Consider the following 16,719-nt stretch of genomic DNA (forward strand, 5'->3'; position numbering starts at 1 on the left):
GCTCACTCGGCCCGGCTCGTGCCGAGTCCCGCGGGCTGCTGCGCGTCCCGGGGACGCGGCGGCTCCGCCACCTCGGCAGGCGCGGGCGGCGCAGCGGGCCCGACTCGCGCCAGGTCGTGGAGATCCTCGGCGCGCAGTTCCTTCCAGAACGACACCGCCAGCAGCACGAGCAGGATCACGAACGGCGCACTCGTGATGATCACCGTGGTCTCGAGCGCGTTCAGCCCGCCCGCCAGCAGCAGCACCACGGCCGTGACGCCGGTGAGCACGCCCCACACGATGAGCACCGGTCTGCGCGGGGTGGTGACCCCGTCGGAGGAGAGCATGCTCAGCGCGTAGGTGTTGGCGTCGGCGCCGGAGATGAAGAACAGCGCCACCAGCACGATCGCGACGAACGACGTCACCGAGGCCAGTGGGAACGCCCCGAGGGTCTCGAAGATCGCGTCACCGGCGGCCCGGGAGTCCTTTACGGACTCCACGGAGGCCGAGCCAGCCGCGTCGATCCGCATCGGCGACCCGCTGCTGCCGGAGACCGAACTGGGTCCCGTGGCGTTCGCGGAACAGCGCGACAAGATCGAGGACTACGTCAAGCTCGGCATCTCCGAGGGCGGCGGGGTGATCTGCGGCGGCAGCAGGCCAGACACCGGGCTCGGCGGGTTCTTCGGCAGCCCCACCGTGTTCGTCGACACCGACAACTCGATGCGGATCTGCCAGGAGGAGATCTTCGGCCCGGTGGTCACCGTCCTGCCGTTCGACACCGAGGCCGAGGTCGTGCGGCTCGCCAACGACACGACCTACGGCCTGGCGGCCGGGATCTGGACGCGGGACCTCGCCAGAGCGCACCGCTTCGCGGGCGCGCTGGACGCGGGCACGGTGTGGATCAACACCTACCGCGCGATGTCGCCGATGTCGCCGCGCTCCGGGTTCAAGAGCAGCGGCCTCGGCGTGGAGCACGGCACCGAGGTACTGCGCGAGTACACGCGGCTGAAGAGCGTCTGGGTCAACACCAGCGAGGAACCCGCGGGCGACCCGTTCGTGCTGCGCTCCTGAGCCCCGACCCCGCCACGTCCCCGGCGCCTCTCTAGCCTCCGATAGGCAGCACCTATCGGATCAGGGAGGCGCCGTGGACGCACGCCAGCTCGGATACTTCCTCGCCGTCGTGGACCACCACGGCTTCGGCCGCGCGGCCGAGCACGTGCACATCGCGCAACCGTCGCTGTCCCAGGCGATCGCCACCCTGGAGCGCGAGCTCGGGGTGTCACTGTTCCACCGGGTCGGCCGCGGCGTGGTGCTCAGCGACGCGGGACGGCAGCTCGTCGAGCCTGCCCGCCAGGTGCTGCGCGACCTCGACGCCGCCAAGGCCGTGGCGCAGTCGGTCAAGGGCGTGCGCCGCGGCAGGGTGGACCTGGTGTCGATGCCCTCGCCTGGCATCGAACCGCTGACCACGCTGCTGGGCCGCGTCGCCGAGCTGTATCCCGGCGTGACCTTCACCGTGGACGGGGCGTTCACCCCCGACGACGTCGTGGACGCGGTGCGCTCGGGAGTCGCCGAGGTGGGCCTGCTCGGCTCCGCGGGCGACCCGCACGCGGGCGAGCTGGACGTGCTGCCGCTGGAGGAACAGCCGTTGGTGCTGATCTCGCCGCCCGGCCACGACCTGCCGGACGGCGACACCGTGCGCCCCGCCGACCTCGCGGGCCGCAGGCTCGTGGTGTCCCAGCGCGGCAGTCTCATGCGCCAGCTCGTCGACGACATCCTCGCCAGCGGGGTCGAGGTGCGCATCGTGGCCGAGATCGCGCACCGCACGTCGATCCTGCCACTGGTGCTGGCCGGTTTCGGCCACGCCGTCATGCCGTCGTCGTGGACCCCGCTCGCGGTGCGGGCCGGTGCGGCGGTGCACCGCATCGAGCCCGCGTCGTACCTGCGGGTCGCGCTGGTCAGCAGAACCTCCGGCCTCACGCCCGCCGCCCGCGCGTTCCTCGACGTCGCGGCCGCCTACGCACAGGAGTCTGCGCGGGAGCCTGCGCAGAAATCATAGGTCAGGCCTATCGGCGCCATCGGCAGGCCGTGTTGGACACCGGCGGCCGATAAGGGGTCCACTCGAGGGACGACACCCGTGCCCGCCAGGACCAGGAGCCGCCATGACCGCGCCGCAGAAGTTCCGCATCGCCGCCATCCCCGCCGACGGCGTGGGCACCGAGGTCGTCGCCGCGGGACGGGCCGTGCTGGACGCCATCGAGGCGCGCTCCGATGGGCGCGTCGCGTTCGAGTGGCAGGAGTTCGACTGGGGCTCGGCCTACTACGCCGAGCACGGCATGCTGATGCCCGAGGACGGGCTGGACGCGCTGCGCGAGCACGACGCGATCTACTTCGGCGCCGTCGGCTGGCCCACGGTGCCCGACCACGTCAGTCTCTGGGGACTGCGCCTCAAGATCTGCCAGGGCTTCGACCAGTGGGCCAACATCCGGCCAGTAACGTTCCTGCCCGGCATCACGAGCCCGCTGCGCAAGGCCGACGACACCGAACTGGACTGGGTCGTGGTCAGGGAGAACTCCGAGGGCGAGTACGCGGGCTTCGGGGGCCGCAACTTCGGCGCACGAGGTGACAAGGGCGAGGTCGCCGTGCAGTCGTCGGTGTTCACCGAGGTGGGCTGCGAGCGCATCATCCGCTTCGCCTTCGACCTCGCCCGCACGCGCGCGCACAAGAAGGTCTCCAGCGTCACCAAGAGCAACGCGCAGCAGTACGGCATGGTGCTCTGGGACGACACGTTCCGCCGCGTCGCGGCCGACTACCCCGACGTCGAGACCGAGAGCGTGCTCGTGGACGCGATGTCGGCGAAGTTCGTGCTGCACCCCGAGGACCTGTCGGTGGTGGTCGCGTCCAACCTCAACGCCGACATCCTGTCCGACCTCGGCAGCGCGCTGGCGGGCAGCCTCGGCCTCGCCGCGAGCGCCAACCTGAACCCGCAGCGCCACTACCCCAGCATGTTCGAGCCCGTGCACGGCTCCGCGCCGGACATCGCGGGCCAGGGAGTGTGCAACCCGATCGGCGCCATCGGCAGTGCCGCGCTGATGCTGGAGCACCTCGGCCTGCCCGACGAGGCCAAGCTGGTCCAGGCCGCGATCGAGGCCACCACCGCGCAGGGCGTGCGCACCCGCGACGTGGGCGGCACGGCGAACACCGAGGCCGTCACCCAGGCCATCATCGCGAACCTCGGCTGAGCGCGGCTCACGCGTCGGCGAAGGACAGCCCCCTGGCGGCCAGTTCCTCCTCGAGGATCCGGATCGCCTTGGGCCCGACGCCGTGGATCCGCAGCAGCTCGCCCGGCGTGACGCGGGTGAGCTGCTCGTAGCGCGTGTAGCCGTGCGCGGCCAGTTCACGCGGCGCGACCTTGCCCAGGCTGCGCGGGAACTCGGTGGGCTCCACGGACTCCGGCATCTCGCTCCCGTCGTTCAGGACACCGCTGCGCGGAACAACTCGTCGGCCTCGGCGATCGCGTCGGCCAGTGCCTCCGGATCGGGCCGGAGCCCCCCGATGAGGTCGTCGACCGCGCGCAGCCCGGCGCGCCGCAGCAGGCGCTTCTCGTTGGTGACCCACTCGCCCCTGGCGGCGAGCGCCGCGTGCGCGGTCTGCGTGGCCGCGGTGGCGAGCGCGCCGGCGACCTCGGTGACGTGGCCGCGGGGCGCGTGGGAACCACGGGCGTAGGTGAGCGTCAGCGCGGCGCGCTCCCGCCACATCGGCGGCGCCGCCGCGCGCAATGCCTCGGGGAAGCCGGGCCGGGGCAGATCCCCGTGCAGCACCCGCGCCGAGGCCAGCTCCGCCACCACCAGGTAGCTGGGAATGCCCGCGAGGTGGAACATCAGCGGCTCCCAGTGGAACCGGCCCCGTTCGGCCTCGGCGAGCTCACGCTCCACCACCGCGAGGTCTCGGTAGTGCACATCCACGCGGCGGCCGTCGATCCTCAGCCATGCGCCGCCGTTGAACACACCGCCGCCCCAGTCGCCGACCTCGGAGACCTCGCCCTCCCAGCCGAACGCGCGCAGGTCCTCCGGATCGAACGCACCGCGGTAATACACCGCGAAGTCCCAGTCGGCCTCCGGCGAGTGCGTCTCGTCGGCGCGGGAACCGCCGAGCGTCACCGCTTCCACGGCGGGCAGCGTGGCCAGGCGCTGCGCCACGTGGTCCGCGAACACGTCGTCGTCCATCATCACTCCCCTCCCGCCCGACTCTAGGATCTACGACCATGAACGCCAACGCGGGAACCACACTGCTCGAGGTTCCGCCGGGACGAGTGACCCTCGCCGACCGCCGCACCCAGCGCGCTTGGGACGTGGAGGTCGCGGCGTTCCGGCTCTCCCCGTTCCCGGTCACCCAGGCCTGCTACGCCGCCGTGACAGGTCTCTCGCCCAGCACGGCCCGCGGTGGCCTGCGGCCCGTCGAGGGTGTCTCGTGGCCGGACGCGGTGCGGTTCTGTAACGCACTCTCCGAGCGAGAGGGGCTCACCCTGGCCTACCGGATCGGTGCCGATGTCGAGTGGGACCGAACCGCCGACGGCTACCGCCTGCCCACCGAGGCCGAATGGGAGTACGCCTGCCGGGCGGGTACCACCGGAGCCCGGTACGGTCCGCTCGACGAGATCGCCTGGTACCGCGGCAACTCCGGCGAGCGCAGCCACGACGTCGGTGGCAAGCGCGCCAACGACTGGGGCCTGCACGACCTGCTCGGCAACGTGTGGGAATGGTGCTGGGACGCCTTCGCCGCGGCGGACCATCCCGGCTACCGGGTGCTGCGCGGTGGTGGCTGGTCGGACGAGCACTGGAGCTGCCGCGCCTCGGTGCGCAGGCGCAGCCATCCGGACTTCCGCATCGACGACGTGGGGTTCCGGATCGCCCGCACGATGCCGAGCGGGTGACTCCACAGTGGACCCGGGCTACGGCTCCCCGACCGCGGTGCTTCCACCGAGCGGCAGGGCGGGCAATCCGAGCTTGCGGTGGTCCCACGACCGGGTGCGGGCCGGGTCGAGGCGCACGACCACGCGTTTGTGCATCATCGCCTCCACGACCGGCCGCGCCGACTCGTCGTAGGGCGCGGTGTAGCGCTCGTACACGTCGATGGCCGCCTGCCAGTACTCGTCGGCGCCCGGATCGTCGATGACGGTGGCCTTGGCCTCGATGGACACCCCGCGCAGCTGGTCGTAGGTCTGGCCTGCCTCGACGAGCACCACGGCCGTCGGTGTGCGCCGCAGGTTCACCGCCTTCTGCGACTTCGTCTTGGTCTCGAGGTAGAGGGCGCCGTCGCGGTAGCCGTACCACATGGCGACCAGGTGCGGGACGCCTCCGGGACCGACGGTGGCGAGCGTCGCCGTGCGGCTGCGGCGCAAGAAGTCGTCGACCTCCTCGGCGGTCATGGTCACCTGGGCGCGCTGGTTGGTTCCCACGCGGCTGCTCCTCACTGTTGCCGGCACTGTCACCCGTGGTTGCCCGATCGGGGTTCGAGGATCATGACCGGGATCAAGCGCCGGGTCCAGCGCGGGGCCGGGACCGGTGCGCGGACCTCCACGAGAACTAGAACACGTTATCGTTTTGGTCAGAGTGGCAGTTCCGATCCCGCTTTTCAACCCGCGGTGGTGCTCACCGGACCCGCTTGCGCTCGCTCGAGCCCAGCTCGATCTGCATCGCGACGGGCAGCTTCTCCACGCCCAGCGCCGTGCGAGCCCGCGCCAGAACGTGGGTGTCGAGGTCCTGCCACACGCGGCGCAGGTCGGTGCCCTCGCGCAGCCACACGTGCAGCCGCAGCGCGGGATCCTCGTCGTCGCCGACGGAGCGGACCCGCGCCCTCGTGACGCCGTCCACGGCTTCGGCGTCCGACTGCACCGCACCAGCCAGCGCGGCCGCGGTCACGGTGAGCCCGTGCCCCTGGGTGCGGTCGAGGGCCATGTCCGGCTTGTGCTCGGGGCGCAGCGAGCGCACGGCCAACCACAACCCGAACACCAGCAGCACCAGTCCCAGCACGATCGCGGCCACCCGCAGCATCACCGGCTGCTGGGCGTGGATCCAGTCCACCACCTCGGGATCGAGCACCGGCCGCTGTGCGCGGAACGTGCCGAGCCAGCCGAAGCCGAGCACGAGCACGGCGGCACCGGCGAGCAGCGCGACGAGCCCGGTGACGAAGGTCAGCGAGCGTTCGGCGCCGTACGAACGGGCGATCGCCTTGACGGATGCGGTCTTGCTCATCGGCGGTCCCTCGGTGAATCGACCACGACCGACACCTTGGGGCGGCGTACGAGCGGCAGGTCCCCGACGAGACCCGACACGCTCTCGGCCAGCCGCGGCCGCAGTTCCTGCTCGGATTCGAGCGTGCTCGTGGCGCGCACGCGGATCTTGCGCGCGCTGGCGGTGACCGACGCGGAAGTGACGTTCTCCTGCGCCCGCACATGCTGGCCGACGACGCGGGCCAGAGAGCGGGGCGAGGTGGTGACGGTGACCCCGGGTGCGGGGTCGGTGAGCCGGACGTCCCTGCGCCGTGCGGCGGACGCGGTGAACAGCAGCACGAGACCGGCCACGGCCACGATGATCGCCACCACGCGCACGGTCGTGGAGTCCCAGCCGGTGCCTTCGAGCGCGTCGCGCCAGCTCGGCCACGGAACAAGGAGCGGCGCGTCCTGGGGACGCCACCACTGCCACGCGACCTCCAGCGCCAGCAGCACTCCCGCCGCGGCGAGGGCCAGGCCCAGCAATGTCGACAGTAGACGGACGAAAACGCGCACGATGTATCGCCGCCTCAGCTGACCCGCGCGGGGGTGTCGCCCAGCAGTGCCGACACCGTGACGTTCAGGCCCCGCACGCGGTAGGACGTCATGTGCTGGACGTCCTCGGTCACCGCCGTGCGCACCTGGTCCACCACGTCGCGGACCGCCGCCGGATACTGCACGGCGACGTCCAGCAGCAGGTCGATGTCGGAGCCGTGCCCCGACACCTTCACGCTGGCGCCGCGCAGCCCCGCGCCGACACCGGCGATCTTGCGCTCGATGCGCACCGTGCCGGACACGTTGTCGGCCGCGCGCTCAGCGACCTTGCGGACCACGACGTGCGCGATCTCCAGCGTGCCGCGTTCCTCGACCTCGGTGTCGCTCACTTGTCCCTGCCCCTGCCGAACATGTCGGACAGGTCCAGCTCGCCGTCGAGCACCCTGCCCACGACGAGCCCGATCACGCCCACTGCGAGCGTGATGAGGAACGTGGTGAAGCTCTGGGCGGCGGCAAGGCCCAGCACGAGACCGCCGAGCAGACCGGTCTGGGTTGCGTTCATGGTGTGGCTCCTCGATTTCTTTCGCATCAACGGACGCGCGGAGGACGGCGCCTGCGGCGCCACCACCGTGCCAACCGCCCAGCGACCCCTCCGCGCTGGGTGGTGAACACGACCGGTCCGTCGAACCGGTCGGTCTCAGGTGGAGCCGGTGTCCCGGCCCCACTCTCACGGAACCGGGCCAGGCCGGCGACGAACACGTCCGGGTCTCCCCCGGCATCGGGATGATGGCGCCGGACGAACGCGCGGTACTCCGCGCGCCGTCGTTCGTCGCGGCCCGGCTTCGTCGTCACCGTGCGTCTTCCCGGGGGGACGTGGCGTCCTCACGGAGATGCACGATGTCGGTGACCTCGACGTTGATGGGCACGTCGCCCACGATGTCGCGGACCCGTGCGCGCAGGTCGTCGAGCACACCGGGCAGTGCGCCGTCCAGCCGCAGCACCACGCCGAGGTCCACCGGTTCGCCTTCGCCCGTCACGCGCACGCCCACGACCTTGCGGCCGGGAAGGTGCGTGGCCAGCGATCCGCGAACGCCGCCGTCGAGGCGCACCACCGAGGGGTGCGCGGTGACGGTCTCGGCGATCGCGTCCGCGAGTCGTTCGGGTGTGGTGTTCATCGGCTCACTCGACCCTGGACGTCTGCTCCTCGACCTCGTCTTCCTCGGGCAGGTGGATGTCGTTGACGGCGATGTTGACCTCGATGACCTCGAGCCCGGTGATCTGCTCGACCGTCGAGATCACGTTGCGCCGCACTGCCCTGGCGACGTCGACGATGCGCGCTCCGTACTCCACCACCACGTCGAGGTCCACGGCGGCCTGCTTCTCGCCCACCTCGACCGAGACGCCCGCGGTGGTCGTGGTGCCCGAACCCGGGATGCGGTCGCGGATCGCGCCGAACGCGCGGGAGACACCGCCGCCGAGCGCGTACACGCCCGACACCTCACGGGCCGCGATGCCGGCGACCTTCTGCACGACCGACGAGGCGATCGTGGTCTTGCCCGCGCTGCCCTCGTCGTTGAGCGTGGCGGACGAACCGGAACGCGCGACCGGCGCGCCCTCGGACTTGGTGCTGGTGTTCTGCGCCATGGATCTGCTCCTTCTCGGTTTTCTGGGTTGTCCGTCGCCGCAGCGCTCAGTGCACGCGGGTCGGCGTCGGCTCGGCCTGCTCGCCAGGCACGTGCACGTCTTCCACGGCGATGTTGACCTCGATGACCTCGAGTCCGGTCATGTCCTCGACGGCCGCGATGGTGTCGGCCCGCACGGTGCGGGCCAGCGCGGGGATGGAGGCGCCGTAGTCGACGACGACCCGCAGGTCGATCGCCGCCTGCTTCTCCCCGACCTCGACCGTGACGCCCTGTCCCGCACTCGCGTGCGCACCGGGGACGCGCTCGCGGAGCGCACCGAGCGCCCGCGCGGCACCGCCGCCCAGCGCGTGGACACCCGGCACGTCCCGCGCCGCCCTGCCCGCGATCTGCCTGACCACGGTGCTCGCGATCGTGGTGGTGCCCTGACTGGTCACCAGAACGCTGGCGCCGGGCTCCGCGGCCTGGCCGGCTTTTCTGTCCACAGTGGTCGTCGATGGGGTGCTCGTCATTGCGCTGACTCCTCGTACTGATATCCACCGGGGCCACTGCCCCGCCACCAAGACGACACCGGATATCCCCAAACGTCACGGGTGCTCACACCGATGTCGCGACGATCACCCGATCGAGCGTCCCGGTTCGCCGGTCCGGGCACCGTCGTCGAGGCCGCCCACCTCGATGTCGAGCCGCGCGAGCAGGACACCGACTCTGGCCGTGCACGCGTCGACGGCCTGCCGCCGGACGCGCTCCAGCACGCCGGCGAACTCGACGCCGTACGCCACCGAGACCGTGAGCCGTCCCTCGACCATCGCCGTGCCGTCCTCGGTGGTGCCCGCCGCGTGCAGTTCGCACCGGCCGGCACGCACACCGTCCACGCCCTCCGCGGCGAACCGCACGATGGCGGCGACGGCCCGCTCGCTGATGTCGGTGCGCCCACGTTCCTGCGCGTCCAGAGCGAACATCGCGCCGAGGCCCCTCGGCTCCGCGCGCACGGCCGCCATGATCCGCGCGGTGAGGTCCCGCGCGGGCCGGACCCGCTCCTCTTTCAACGAGGTCGTGGCCGTGCGAAGTTCCCCCAGCCCGCTCAGCGCCGCGGAGCAGTGCGGGCACGACCGCACGTGGTCGTCGGTCACGTCGGTGCCGTCCGTGCCGTCCGTCGAGCGCCCGGCCCCCCCGGGTCCGCCTGCTCCGTCGTCCAGTCGCTCCCAGAGCCGCTCGAGCGAGCGGCCGCAGGGCAGCGCGTTGTCCTCGGGTGGCCCGTTCAGCGCCATGGCCGCATCACCTCCGCGAGTTGTGCACGAGCCCTCGCGATCCGTCCCCGCACCGCAGTCGTCGAACTGTCCACCACGTGTGCGATCTCGTCGTACGAACGCCCGTGGACCTCTCTGAGCAGCCAGCACGCCCGTTGTTCGGGGGTCAGCTGCCCCAGCGCCGCGAGCAGTGCCGCGACCTGGTCGTTGAGTTCGGCGGCGTGCTCCGGCTGCGCGTCGACCCGCCGCGTCGCGGTGGTGTCCGGGTCCACGTCGGCCATCGGGCGCCGCGCGCGCAGCACGTTCAGGCACCGGTTGGTGGTGGACCGGTAGAGCCACCCCACGAACGCGGAGTCGTCGTGCAGCTGGTCCAGCCGTCGCCATGCCGTCAGGAACACCTCCTGCACCACGTCCTCCGCGTCGCTGGAACTCGAGAGCATGCGCACCGCGAGCCGGTACATCGGTTCCTGATAGCGGCGCACCAGTGATTCGTAGGCCCGGACATCGCCGTTCCTGGCGCGCGCCACGAGCGCCGTCTCCTCGGTGCCGGGCACCGCCGTACCGGGTCTCACCACCGAGCCGGCCTCCGCCCCGACCTCATCACACCTCCCACGCACGCTTTCGCCGTCACCGACCACGACACGGCGACGGCCGAATCGTCACGGCCGAGCCTAGGGTGGTGTGCGTCACCTCGCCGAATGGCGACACGCCTGTGCGAGCAGGCCCGTCGGCGACACGACCTCGGCGACGTAACCGAGACAGGTCTCGCGGTCCCGTTGCCCGGTGGCGGGGTCGAGCACGAACGACACGGGCTCGGCGACGTCCTCGAGCACGCGCACGCCCCGGTAGTACGCCAGCAGCGCCGGGTCGGGCTCGCATGGGCCGTAGCCCTCGGCGAACCACTCTTGCTGACCCGTCGTGACGGGCGCGGTGGCGAGCACGCCGCCGCCGAGCACGAACATCAGGTCGCGTTCGCGCGGCGCGAGCACGGCGTCGTCGAAGTCGATGAGCACCGCCTCGCCGGGTCCTGGCAGCACGACGTTGCCGAGGTGCGGGTCGGCGTGGCAGGGCACGAACGCGGGCAGGTCGTCGCGACGGCTGAGCACGGCGGCGAGGCCGACGGTCCGCTCCCGCACGGCGCGCAGGTCGTCGCGGTGGGCGAGCCAGAGTGCGGCGAGCCGCCGCGCGCTCTCGCTCCGGGCCGTGTCGAGCGCGGCGTCGACCTCGTCGAACAACGTCACCCAGCGACCAGGATCGAAGGTCTCCTCGGCGACCCCGGCGCGCAGCGCCGCGTCCACGGGCAGCGCGTGCAGGCGGGCCAGCAGCGCACCGAAGGACACCCACTCGTCGCGGTCCATCGTGGACTCCAGAGCTCCCGCACCGTCGATCCATTCCACAACGGACAGTCGCGCTCCGTCGACGTCGGCCCACAGCTCGCCCGTGCGCGTCCGCACCGGAGCCGGCCTGCCCAGTGCGGCGGGCACCAGCACACCGGCGGGCGAGCCGCCCGAGGTCCACTTGACCGCGTAGCTCAGGCCCGCCTCGTCGGTGGCGCGACAGAGCAGCGCCGCGGGGTCCGCTCCCCCGTCGACGGGTTCCAGCGTGCGGAGAGGCAGGTCGTACTGGCTCGCCAGGAGTTCGCGGAGGCGCTCAGCGCTCACCCGGGTCGCCCTCCGGCAGCAGGATCGTGGTGAGCATCAGGCGCCGGTGCTCCCGCTCGTCCTCGGGCTCGGGAGCGGTGAGGTACGGGCCGAGCAATTCGGCGAAGGCCTCCTGGAGCCGCGGCAGGTCGTCGTCGGTGACGTAGAGGGCCGCCTGCGTGTAGTTGACGAGATCGCTCACGACGTCGATCTCGTCGCGCGCGAGGTAGGCGTCGAAGTCGGCGCCGAGCCGGGCGAGCATGAGGTTGAAGGCGCCCCGGTGCTCGTCGCGGCTCATCGCGGCCGCGCCCTCGTCGTCCACGCTGCGCCGGGTCTCGTCGAGGCGGTAGGTCCGCTCGACGGCTCCCCGCACCTGGCGCTCCGAGACCACCACGAGCACGCCCGCGTCCGCGAGCACGCCGACGTGCCGGTACAGCGTGGTGACGGGGACGTCGTCGATCAGCTCGCGCAGCTGCGTGGTGGTGAGCTCACGACCGAAGAACGCGCGCACGATCCGCCAGCGCACCGGGTGCAGCAGCACCTCACTCAGCCGACGCTCGGCCATCACACCTCCGTCACGATCCGGATCACGGCCACGGTGCCGAGGCTAGCAACGGTCCGTGACCGCCGCCCTCGCCCATTGTTTCCATAGTTGGTAATGTTACTGTCACTGGAACTACTGGGGAGGTGGCGGCGCGTGCGCATCGACGTCGACAGAGTGGGAAAGCGGTACGGCGGCGTCCGCGCGGTGGACGAGCTGTCCTTCGCCGCGCGGCCCGGCGCGATCACGGGATTCCTGGGCCCCAACGGTTCCGGGAAGTCCACGACGATGCGGATCATCCTCGGGCTCGCCTCCCCCGACACGGGCTCAGCCACGCTCGACGGGCGCCGCTACGCCGAGCTCGACCACCCGACGCGCGACGTGGGCGCTGTGCTCGACACGATGCGCGCGCATCCCGCCATGACCTGCCGGGACCACCTGCGGCTGCACGCCCGGCTCGGCGGTCACGCGCCCCACCGGGTCGACGAGGCGGCCGAGCAGTCCGGCGTCACCGCCTTCGCGCAGCGGCGGGTGCGGACGCTGTCGACGGGCATGCGGCAGCGCCTCGCGCTGGCCACGGCCCTGCTCGGGGATCCCGGCGTGCTGGTGCTCGACGAGCCCGCGAACGGACTCGATCCCCACGGGCTGGCCTGGCTGCGCGACCTGCTCACCCGGCTCGCGGCCGAGGGACGCACGCTGCTGGTGTCGAGTCACGTGCTCGCCGAACTCGAAGTCCTCGCCGACGACGTGGTGATCATCGCCGACGGCAGGCTCGTCGCCGAAGGCCCGCTGCGCGAGGTGCTCGCCGCCGCGGGCGAACCGCGGTCGCTCGAACAGGTCTTTCTGAGCCTCACCGAGGGGGCGGCTCGATGACGCGACTCGTCGGCGCCGAGCTGTTCCGGGTCCGCGCCAGCGGACTCTGGCTGTGGTCACTGCTCGCGGCGCTCGTCCTCGGCTGCGGGTTCACGACGCTGTTCACGGCGATCGGGCCCGAGAACTTCGACCCGCCGCTGCCGGGTCTCGGCACGAGCGAGGGCGTGCGGGCCGTGCTCGGGCTCGCCACCACGACGCTGTTCGTGCCCGCCCTGATCGGCGCCATCGCCGTGACGGGCGACTACCGCCACCAGACGCTCGGTCAGACGGTCCTCGCCGAGCCGCGGCGTGGCCGGGTGCTGGCCGCGAAACTCGTCGCGCTCGCGGTCGTCGGCGCGGGCTATGCGCTGGTCGTCGTCGCAGGCACGGTCGCGGCGCTCTACGGCACCACCGCACTGACGGGCACCCGGCTCGGGGCACCGCCGGGCGAGGTGTTCGCGATCCTGCTCGGCACTGCGGCCGCGATCGTGGCGTACACGCTGATCGGGGGCGGCATCGGCGCGCTCGTGCGCCATCAGCTCGCCGCCGTGGGCGTGGTGCTCGGCTACTTCGCGGTCGCCGAGATCGTGGTACTGGTGATCCCCGGAGTGAACCACGCCTACCCGTATCTGCCCGGCGGGGCCAGTGCCGCGCTCACCGGCTTCGGCTACCTCACCGACGCCGTCGCCGCCGACACCGGCGCGGTCACCACGTTGCTGTCGCCGTGGGCGGGATTCACCGTGCTCCTCGGCTACGCCGTGGCCGCGGCAGTGCTCGCCACCATGAGCTCGCTGCGCCGCGACATCGCCTGACGCGACCGTTGTCCACTGTGGATCGTCAGACCAGAAGTGCGAACGCCCCGCCACCGATCACCGCACCCGCGACGGTGCCCGCGAGCACCTGGGCGAGAGTGTGGTCGCCGAGCCGCACGCGCGACCAGCCGACCGCCGCGACCGCGACGGCACCCGCCCACGCGGCCGGACCGTAGGCCACGGCGAGGATCACCACCGCCCCCGCGGCGACGGCCGCGTGCATGGACACCTTCCACCGCACCGTGATGGCACCCGTCACGAGCAGGCAGGCCAGCATGGCGACGTCGAGGGCGACGAGCATCCGGGGCGCGCCGAACACCAGCAGCAGCGCGAGCCCGACGCCGCTGAGCACGATCAGCGTGAGGAACGGGACGAGCCTGCCCTCGCGGTTGCGCACGTGGTGGCTGTCCCAGCGCCCGGTGCGCGCGCCCCAGACGATCACGCCCATGGGCAGGATGCTGCTGGTGAGCGCGATCAGCAGACCCCAGCCGATCGTGGGCAGCACGGCTTCGGTGGCACGCCAGGCCACCGCACCGGACAGCGCCAGCACGAGCACCCACGGCGCGAGCGCCTCCGAGAGCACCGTCGCCGCCACCGGGACTCGGGGCGACGCGGCGGAATCGGTCTGCTCGCTGGTTGCGGTCACGGACTCCCCCTACGTCGGTGCGCACGGAAACCGTATCGCCACGGGGCCACCATCGGGCCCCGTGCCCCACACCGCCGACGCGCGCTAAGCTGAGCCTAACCTAACCAGGAGGCGTGATGGCGCGTTCGAACTTCTCGGCCACCAGGGTCAAGCCCGAGACATCGCGGCTGCTGACGCCGCACGTGCTGCGCCGCGAGCGGATCTCCGAGCACTTCGCCAGGGTCACGCTCGGCGGCACCGACCTCGTCGACTTCACGCACATGGGCTTCGACCAGTGGTTCCGGCTGTTCATCCCCATCGCGCAGGACTCGCTGTCGCGCCTGCCGAACAAGCTCGACACGCTCGCCTACGCCAGGTACCTCGCGATCTCCAAGACCAGCAGGCCCGTCCTGCGCAACTACACCGTGCGCGCCTTCCGCCAGGACGGCACCGACGGCACCGGGGGGCCCGAGCTCGACGTCGACTTCGTGCTGCACGGCAATCCGGAGGGCGAGCTGCCCGGACCCGCCGCGACGTGGGCGCAGTCGTGCTCGCCGGGCGACCCGGTCGCGATCCTCGACGAGGGCATCGGCTTCACCCCGCGCCCCGGGCTCGACCGCGTGCGCCTCGTCGCCGACGAGAGCGGACTGCCCGCCGTCGCCGGCATCCTCGCGTCGCTGCCCGAGGACACGCTCGGCGAGGCGATCATCGAGGTGCCCGCCGACGACGACCGCCAGGAACTCCGGAAGCCCCCCGGCGTCGACGTGACCTGGGTGGTCCGCACCGACCCCTCGGCCACGCCGGGGCAGGCCGCGCTCGCGGCGGCCGTCGAGCACGACGAGCCCGGCGAACCGTGCTACCGCTGGGTCGTCGGCGAGCAGTCGCTGCCCACGAGCCTGCGCAGGCACTGGGTCCGCGCGGGCGTGCCGAAGGAGGACATCATGTTCTGCGGCTACTGGAGAGCGGGCCGCGGGCACTGAGAGCTCAGCCGCGGCGGGGGCGGCGCCTGCCGGTGCCCAGCGCGCCGATGAGGTCGATGGCCAGGCACACGAACAACGCGATGCCCCAGTTGTTCCACGGGCCCCACGACGCGACGTCGGGCGTGCCGTTGACCAGCCACACGATGAGCCAGATGACCGTCACGCGCTCAATCGTCGCGAGCGGTGCCCCGCGCGCACAGAGGCCGAAGACCCTCCGGGCTCAGCACTCCACGACATTGACCGGCAGCAACGTCAGCGCGAGGCCGCCGGTGGAGGTCTCCTTGTAGCGATCGCTCATGTCCCTGCCGGTGTCACGCATCGTGGTGATCACCTGGTCCAGCGAGACGCGATGGGTGCCGTCGCCGCGCAGCGCCATGCGCGCGGCGTTGATCGCCTTGCCCGCGGCGATCGCGTTGCGTTCGATGCACGGGATCTGCACCAGCCCGCCCACCGGGTCGCACGTCATGCCGAGGCTGTGCTCCATCGCGATCTCGGCGGCGTTCTGCACCTGGCCCGGCGTGCCGCCGAGCACCTCGGCGAGCCCGGCCGCCGCCATCGACGACGCGGATCCCACCTCACCCTGGCAGCCGACCTCGGCGCCCGAGATCGACGCCTGTTCCTTGCACAGTGAGCCGATCGCGCCCGCGGTGAGCAGGAAGTCGACCGTGGTCGCGTCGGCGTCGGCCCGGCCGCGCGGGGTGTAGTGGGTCGCGTAGTGCAGCACGGCGGGGACGATGCCCGCCGCGCCGTTGGTCGGCGCGGTCACCACGCGCCCGCCCGCCGCGTTCTCCTCGTTGACGGCGAGCGCGACGAGGTTCACCCAGTCCTCGGCCAGCGCCGGGTCGCGGCCGGGGTCCTCGCGCCGCAGCTGCTCGTACCAGGAGCTCGCCCTGCGCCGCACCGCGAGCCCGCCCGGCAGCTCGCCCGCCGTGGTGATGCCGCGGTCGACGCACTCCCACATCACGTCCCGGATGTGCAGCAGTCGCGCCACCACGTCGGCGCGGGAGCGCGTGCGGCACTCGAAGTCCAGCATCACCGCGCTGATCGGCGCGTTCTGGCACAGCGTGGCCAGCTCCGCCGCGGTCCCGAACGGGCCGGTCCCGCCGCGCTGTCGCGTGGCACCCGCCTCCAGCTCGGCGGCCGTGACGACGAAACCGCCGCCGACGGAGAAGTACGTCTGCTCGTAGAGCGCTGTCCCGCTCGCGTCGCGCGCCGTCAGCCGCAGGCCGTTGGGATGTTCGGGCAGCACAGTGGTGGCGAGCAGTTGCAGCTCGTCCTCCCGCAGCGGCACGGCGGGGCCGCCGGTGAGCCGGACGTGCCCGCTCCCACGGATCGTGGCCAAACGCTGCTCCAGCTCGTCGCCGGTGACCTCCTCCGGCAGACAGCCGTCGAGACCGAGCAGCACGGCCGACAGCGTGCCGTGGCCGCGGCCGGTGGCGGCCAGCGAACCGTAGAGCCGCACGTCGATCCGGGCGGCGCTCGCCACGACGTCGAGGGCGGCGAGATCGCGCGTGAACCGGCCCGCGGCCCGCATCGGGCCGACCGTGTGGGAACTGGACGGGCCCACGCCGACCGAGAAGAGATCGAACACGCTCACCGTCATCGCGAGGCCTCCAGACAGCCGTGGGGATCGGCGG

The 16,719-nt window shown here is 72.1% G+C and carries 25 protein-coding genes; 7 read left to right on the plus strand and 18 right to left on the minus strand.

Annotated features, from left to right (window positions below):
• Nucleotides 1-2: 2 nt before the first annotated feature.
• Nucleotides 3-479 (minus strand): BCCT family transporter, encoded by a 477-nt coding sequence (locus tag JHE00_RS03440; RefSeq protein WP_200314631.1) that lies wholly within the window; start codon nucleotides 477-479, stop codon nucleotides 3-5.
• Between JHE00_RS03440 and JHE00_RS03445 the strand changes: the two genes are divergently transcribed.
• The 3 genes from JHE00_RS03445 (at nucleotide 361) to JHE00_RS03455 (ending at nucleotide 3,218) form a co-directional block, all read left to right on the plus strand.
• Nucleotides 361-1,050, plus strand: a complete 690-nt coding sequence (locus JHE00_RS03445) for an aldehyde dehydrogenase family protein (protein ID WP_200314633.1) — start codon at nucleotides 361-363, stop codon at nucleotides 1,048-1,050. The two genes, JHE00_RS03440 and JHE00_RS03445, sit on opposite strands and share 119 nt — an antisense overlap.
• A 73-nt stretch (nucleotides 1,051-1,123) precedes the next feature.
• Nucleotides 1,124-2,035: a LysR family transcriptional regulator gene (locus JHE00_RS03450; protein ID WP_200314635.1), complete on the plus strand. Its 912-nt coding sequence runs from the start codon at nucleotides 1,124-1,126 to the stop codon at nucleotides 2,033-2,035.
• Between the two features lie 103 nt (nucleotides 2,036-2,138).
• Entirely contained in the window at nucleotides 2,139-3,218 is a 1,080-nt protein-coding gene (locus tag JHE00_RS03455) for a tartrate dehydrogenase (RefSeq protein WP_200314637.1), read from the plus strand.
• A gap of 7 nt (nucleotides 3,219-3,225) precedes the next feature.
• Here JHE00_RS03455 and JHE00_RS03460 read toward each other — a convergent pair whose 3' ends face one another.
• Together JHE00_RS03460 and JHE00_RS03465 are read right to left on the minus strand one after the other, a co-directional pair.
• Nucleotides 3,226-3,435: a helix-hairpin-helix domain-containing protein gene (locus JHE00_RS03460; protein WP_200314639.1), complete on the minus strand. Its 210-nt coding sequence runs from the start codon at nucleotides 3,433-3,435 to the stop codon at nucleotides 3,226-3,228.
• 14 nt (nucleotides 3,436-3,449) lie between these two features.
• Nucleotides 3,450-4,202 carry a nucleotidyltransferase domain-containing protein gene (locus tag JHE00_RS03465; protein WP_200315808.1) on the minus strand — a complete coding sequence of 251 codons (753 nt, stop codon included), beginning with the start codon at nucleotides 4,200-4,202 and terminating at the stop codon, nucleotides 3,450-3,452.
• A 38-nt stretch (nucleotides 4,203-4,240) separates the two neighbouring features.
• Between JHE00_RS03465 and JHE00_RS03470 the strand changes: the two genes are divergently transcribed.
• A complete protein-coding gene (locus JHE00_RS03470; protein WP_200314641.1) occupies nucleotides 4,241-4,909 on the plus strand; it encodes a formylglycine-generating enzyme family protein in 669 nt (222 codons plus the stop codon).
• A gap of 18 nt (nucleotides 4,910-4,927) precedes the next feature.
• Here the strand turns inward: JHE00_RS03470 and JHE00_RS03475 are convergent, their stop codons facing one another.
• The 12 genes from JHE00_RS03475 to JHE00_RS03530 form a co-directional block, all read right to left on the minus strand.
• On the minus strand, nucleotides 4,928-5,434 hold the full coding sequence (locus JHE00_RS03475) for a pyridoxamine 5'-phosphate oxidase family protein (RefSeq protein ID WP_200314643.1): 507 nt from the start codon (nucleotides 5,432-5,434) through the stop codon (nucleotides 4,928-4,930).
• 193 nt (nucleotides 5,435-5,627) lie between these two features.
• Nucleotides 5,628-6,230 (minus strand): Asp23/Gls24 family envelope stress response protein, encoded by a 603-nt coding sequence (locus JHE00_RS03480; protein ID WP_200314645.1) that lies wholly within the window; start codon nucleotides 6,228-6,230, stop codon nucleotides 5,628-5,630.
• Nucleotides 6,227-6,763: a DUF6286 domain-containing protein gene (locus JHE00_RS03485; protein ID WP_200314647.1), complete on the minus strand. Its 537-nt coding sequence runs from the start codon at nucleotides 6,761-6,763 to the stop codon at nucleotides 6,227-6,229. Before JHE00_RS03485 ends, JHE00_RS03480 begins: the two co-directional genes overlap by 4 nt.
• Before the next feature lie 14 nt (nucleotides 6,764-6,777).
• The gene (locus JHE00_RS03490) at nucleotides 6,778-7,131 is read right to left on the minus strand and encodes an Asp23/Gls24 family envelope stress response protein (protein ID WP_200314649.1); all 354 of its coding nucleotides are present in this window, start codon (nucleotides 7,129-7,131) and stop codon (nucleotides 6,778-6,780) included.
• Nucleotides 7,128-7,304, minus strand: a complete 177-nt coding sequence (locus tag JHE00_RS03495; protein ID WP_200314651.1) for a hypothetical protein — start codon at nucleotides 7,302-7,304, stop codon at nucleotides 7,128-7,130. The genes JHE00_RS03490 and JHE00_RS03495 overlap by 4 nt, the downstream gene beginning before the upstream one ends.
• A gap of 286 nt (nucleotides 7,305-7,590) precedes the next feature.
• Nucleotides 7,591-7,917 carry a hypothetical protein gene (locus JHE00_RS03500; protein ID WP_200314653.1) on the minus strand — a complete coding sequence of 109 codons (327 nt, stop codon included), beginning with the start codon at nucleotides 7,915-7,917 and terminating at the stop codon, nucleotides 7,591-7,593.
• Nucleotides 7,918-7,921: 4 nt separating this feature from the next.
• Nucleotides 7,922-8,386, minus strand: a complete 465-nt coding sequence (locus tag JHE00_RS03505; protein ID WP_200314655.1) for an Asp23/Gls24 family envelope stress response protein — start codon at nucleotides 8,384-8,386, stop codon at nucleotides 7,922-7,924.
• Between the two features lie 46 nt (nucleotides 8,387-8,432).
• On the minus strand, nucleotides 8,433-8,894 hold the full coding sequence (locus JHE00_RS03510) for an Asp23/Gls24 family envelope stress response protein (RefSeq protein WP_200314657.1): 462 nt from the start codon (nucleotides 8,892-8,894) through the stop codon (nucleotides 8,433-8,435).
• 105 nt (nucleotides 8,895-8,999) lie between these two features.
• Nucleotides 9,000-9,653 (minus strand): Asp23/Gls24 family envelope stress response protein, encoded by a 654-nt coding sequence (locus JHE00_RS03515; RefSeq protein ID WP_200314659.1) that lies wholly within the window; start codon nucleotides 9,651-9,653, stop codon nucleotides 9,000-9,002.
• Nucleotides 9,644-10,207, minus strand: coding sequence for an RNA polymerase sigma factor (locus tag JHE00_RS03520; RefSeq protein WP_200314661.1), 564 nt, complete (start codon nucleotides 10,205-10,207; stop codon nucleotides 9,644-9,646). Before JHE00_RS03520 ends, JHE00_RS03515 begins: the two co-directional genes overlap by 10 nt.
• A gap of 111 nt (nucleotides 10,208-10,318) precedes the next feature.
• On the minus strand, nucleotides 10,319-11,293 hold the full coding sequence (locus tag JHE00_RS03525; protein WP_200314663.1) for a phosphotransferase enzyme family protein: 975 nt from the start codon (nucleotides 11,291-11,293) through the stop codon (nucleotides 10,319-10,321).
• Nucleotides 11,283-11,837 (minus strand): helix-turn-helix domain-containing protein, encoded by a 555-nt coding sequence (locus tag JHE00_RS03530; protein ID WP_200314665.1) that lies wholly within the window; start codon nucleotides 11,835-11,837, stop codon nucleotides 11,283-11,285. Before JHE00_RS03530 ends, JHE00_RS03525 begins: the two co-directional genes overlap by 11 nt.
• A 132-nt stretch (nucleotides 11,838-11,969) precedes the next feature.
• Here JHE00_RS03530 and JHE00_RS03535 point away from each other — a divergent pair, with 132 nt between their 5' ends.
• A complete protein-coding gene (locus tag JHE00_RS03535) occupies nucleotides 11,970-12,686 on the plus strand; it encodes an ABC transporter ATP-binding protein (protein ID WP_307831800.1) in 717 nt (238 codons plus the stop codon).
• The gene (locus JHE00_RS03540; protein ID WP_200314669.1) at nucleotides 12,683-13,477 is read left to right on the plus strand and encodes an ABC-2 transporter permease; all 795 of its coding nucleotides are present in this window, start codon (nucleotides 12,683-12,685) and stop codon (nucleotides 13,475-13,477) included. Before JHE00_RS03535 ends, JHE00_RS03540 begins: the two co-directional genes overlap by 4 nt.
• Before the next feature lie 25 nt (nucleotides 13,478-13,502).
• Here JHE00_RS03540 and JHE00_RS03545 read toward each other — a convergent pair whose 3' ends face one another.
• Nucleotides 13,503-14,123 (minus strand): phosphatase PAP2 family protein, encoded by a 621-nt coding sequence (locus JHE00_RS03545; protein WP_372440346.1) that lies wholly within the window; start codon nucleotides 14,121-14,123, stop codon nucleotides 13,503-13,505.
• A 116-nt stretch (nucleotides 14,124-14,239) separates the two neighbouring features.
• Here JHE00_RS03545 and JHE00_RS03550 point away from each other — a divergent pair, with 116 nt between their 5' ends.
• Nucleotides 14,240-15,082 carry a siderophore-interacting protein gene (locus JHE00_RS03550; protein WP_200314671.1) on the plus strand — a complete coding sequence of 281 codons (843 nt, stop codon included), beginning with the start codon at nucleotides 14,240-14,242 and terminating at the stop codon, nucleotides 15,080-15,082.
• A gap of 4 nt (nucleotides 15,083-15,086) precedes the next feature.
• On the opposite strand, the gene JHE00_RS03555 is transcribed toward JHE00_RS03550, so the two are convergent.
• On the minus strand, nucleotides 15,087-15,245 hold the full coding sequence (locus JHE00_RS03555) for a hypothetical protein (RefSeq protein WP_200314673.1): 159 nt from the start codon (nucleotides 15,243-15,245) through the stop codon (nucleotides 15,087-15,089).
• Between the two features lie 57 nt (nucleotides 15,246-15,302).
• Complete coding sequence (locus JHE00_RS03560; RefSeq protein ID WP_200314675.1) at nucleotides 15,303-16,685, minus strand: L-serine ammonia-lyase; 1,383 nt, start codon at nucleotides 16,683-16,685, stop codon at nucleotides 15,303-15,305.
• Nucleotides 16,686-16,719 lie beyond the last annotated feature (34 nt).

This window comes from Prauserella cavernicola (assembly GCF_016595675.1).
Classification (GTDB): Bacteria; Actinomycetota; Actinomycetes; order Mycobacteriales; family Pseudonocardiaceae; genus Prauserella_A; species Prauserella_A cavernicola.

Bases quoted from the DNA above. Each gene is read 5' to 3' on its own strand.
- JHE00_RS03510 (WP_200314657.1), bottom strand. From the start codon at position 8,894: ATGACGAGCACCCCATCGACGACCACTGTGGACAGAAAAGCCGGCCAG.
- JHE00_RS03470 (WP_200314641.1), top strand. From the start codon at position 4,241: ATGAACGCCAACGCGGGAACCACACTGCTCGAGGTTCCGCCGGGACGA.
- JHE00_RS03495 (WP_200314651.1), bottom strand. From the start codon at position 7,304: ATGAACGCAACCCAGACCGGTCTGCTCGGCGGTCTCGTGCTGGGCCTT.
- JHE00_RS03515 (WP_200314659.1), bottom strand. From the start codon at position 9,653: ATGGCGCTGAACGGGCCACCCGAGGACAACGCGCTGCCCTGCGGCCGC.
- JHE00_RS03540 (WP_200314669.1), top strand. From the start codon at position 12,683: ATGACGCGACTCGTCGGCGCCGAGCTGTTCCGGGTCCGCGCCAGCGGA.
- JHE00_RS03505 (WP_200314655.1), bottom strand. From the start codon at position 8,386: ATGGCGCAGAACACCAGCACCAAGTCCGAGGGCGCGCCGGTCGCGCGT.
- JHE00_RS03465 (WP_200315808.1), bottom strand. From the start codon at position 4,202: ATGGACGACGACGTGTTCGCGGACCACGTGGCGCAGCGCCTGGCCACG.
- JHE00_RS03460 (WP_200314639.1), bottom strand. From the start codon at position 3,435: ATGCCGGAGTCCGTGGAGCCCACCGAGTTCCCGCGCAGCCTGGGCAAG.
- JHE00_RS03455 (WP_200314637.1), top strand. From the start codon at position 2,139: ATGACCGCGCCGCAGAAGTTCCGCATCGCCGCCATCCCCGCCGACGGC.
- JHE00_RS03500 (WP_200314653.1), bottom strand. From the start codon at position 7,917: ATGAACACCACACCCGAACGACTCGCGGACGCGATCGCCGAGACCGTC.
- JHE00_RS03480 (WP_200314645.1), bottom strand. From the start codon at position 6,230: ATGAGCAAGACCGCATCCGTCAAGGCGATCGCCCGTTCGTACGGCGCC.
- JHE00_RS03530 (WP_200314665.1), bottom strand. From the start codon at position 11,837: ATGGCCGAGCGTCGGCTGAGTGAGGTGCTGCTGCACCCGGTGCGCTGG.
- JHE00_RS03550 (WP_200314671.1), top strand. From the start codon at position 14,240: ATGGCGCGTTCGAACTTCTCGGCCACCAGGGTCAAGCCCGAGACATCG.
- JHE00_RS03445 (WP_200314633.1), top strand. From the start codon at position 361: ATGAAGAACAGCGCCACCAGCACGATCGCGACGAACGACGTCACCGAG.
- JHE00_RS03560 (WP_200314675.1), bottom strand. From the start codon at position 16,685: ATGACGGTGAGCGTGTTCGATCTCTTCTCGGTCGGCGTGGGCCCGTCC.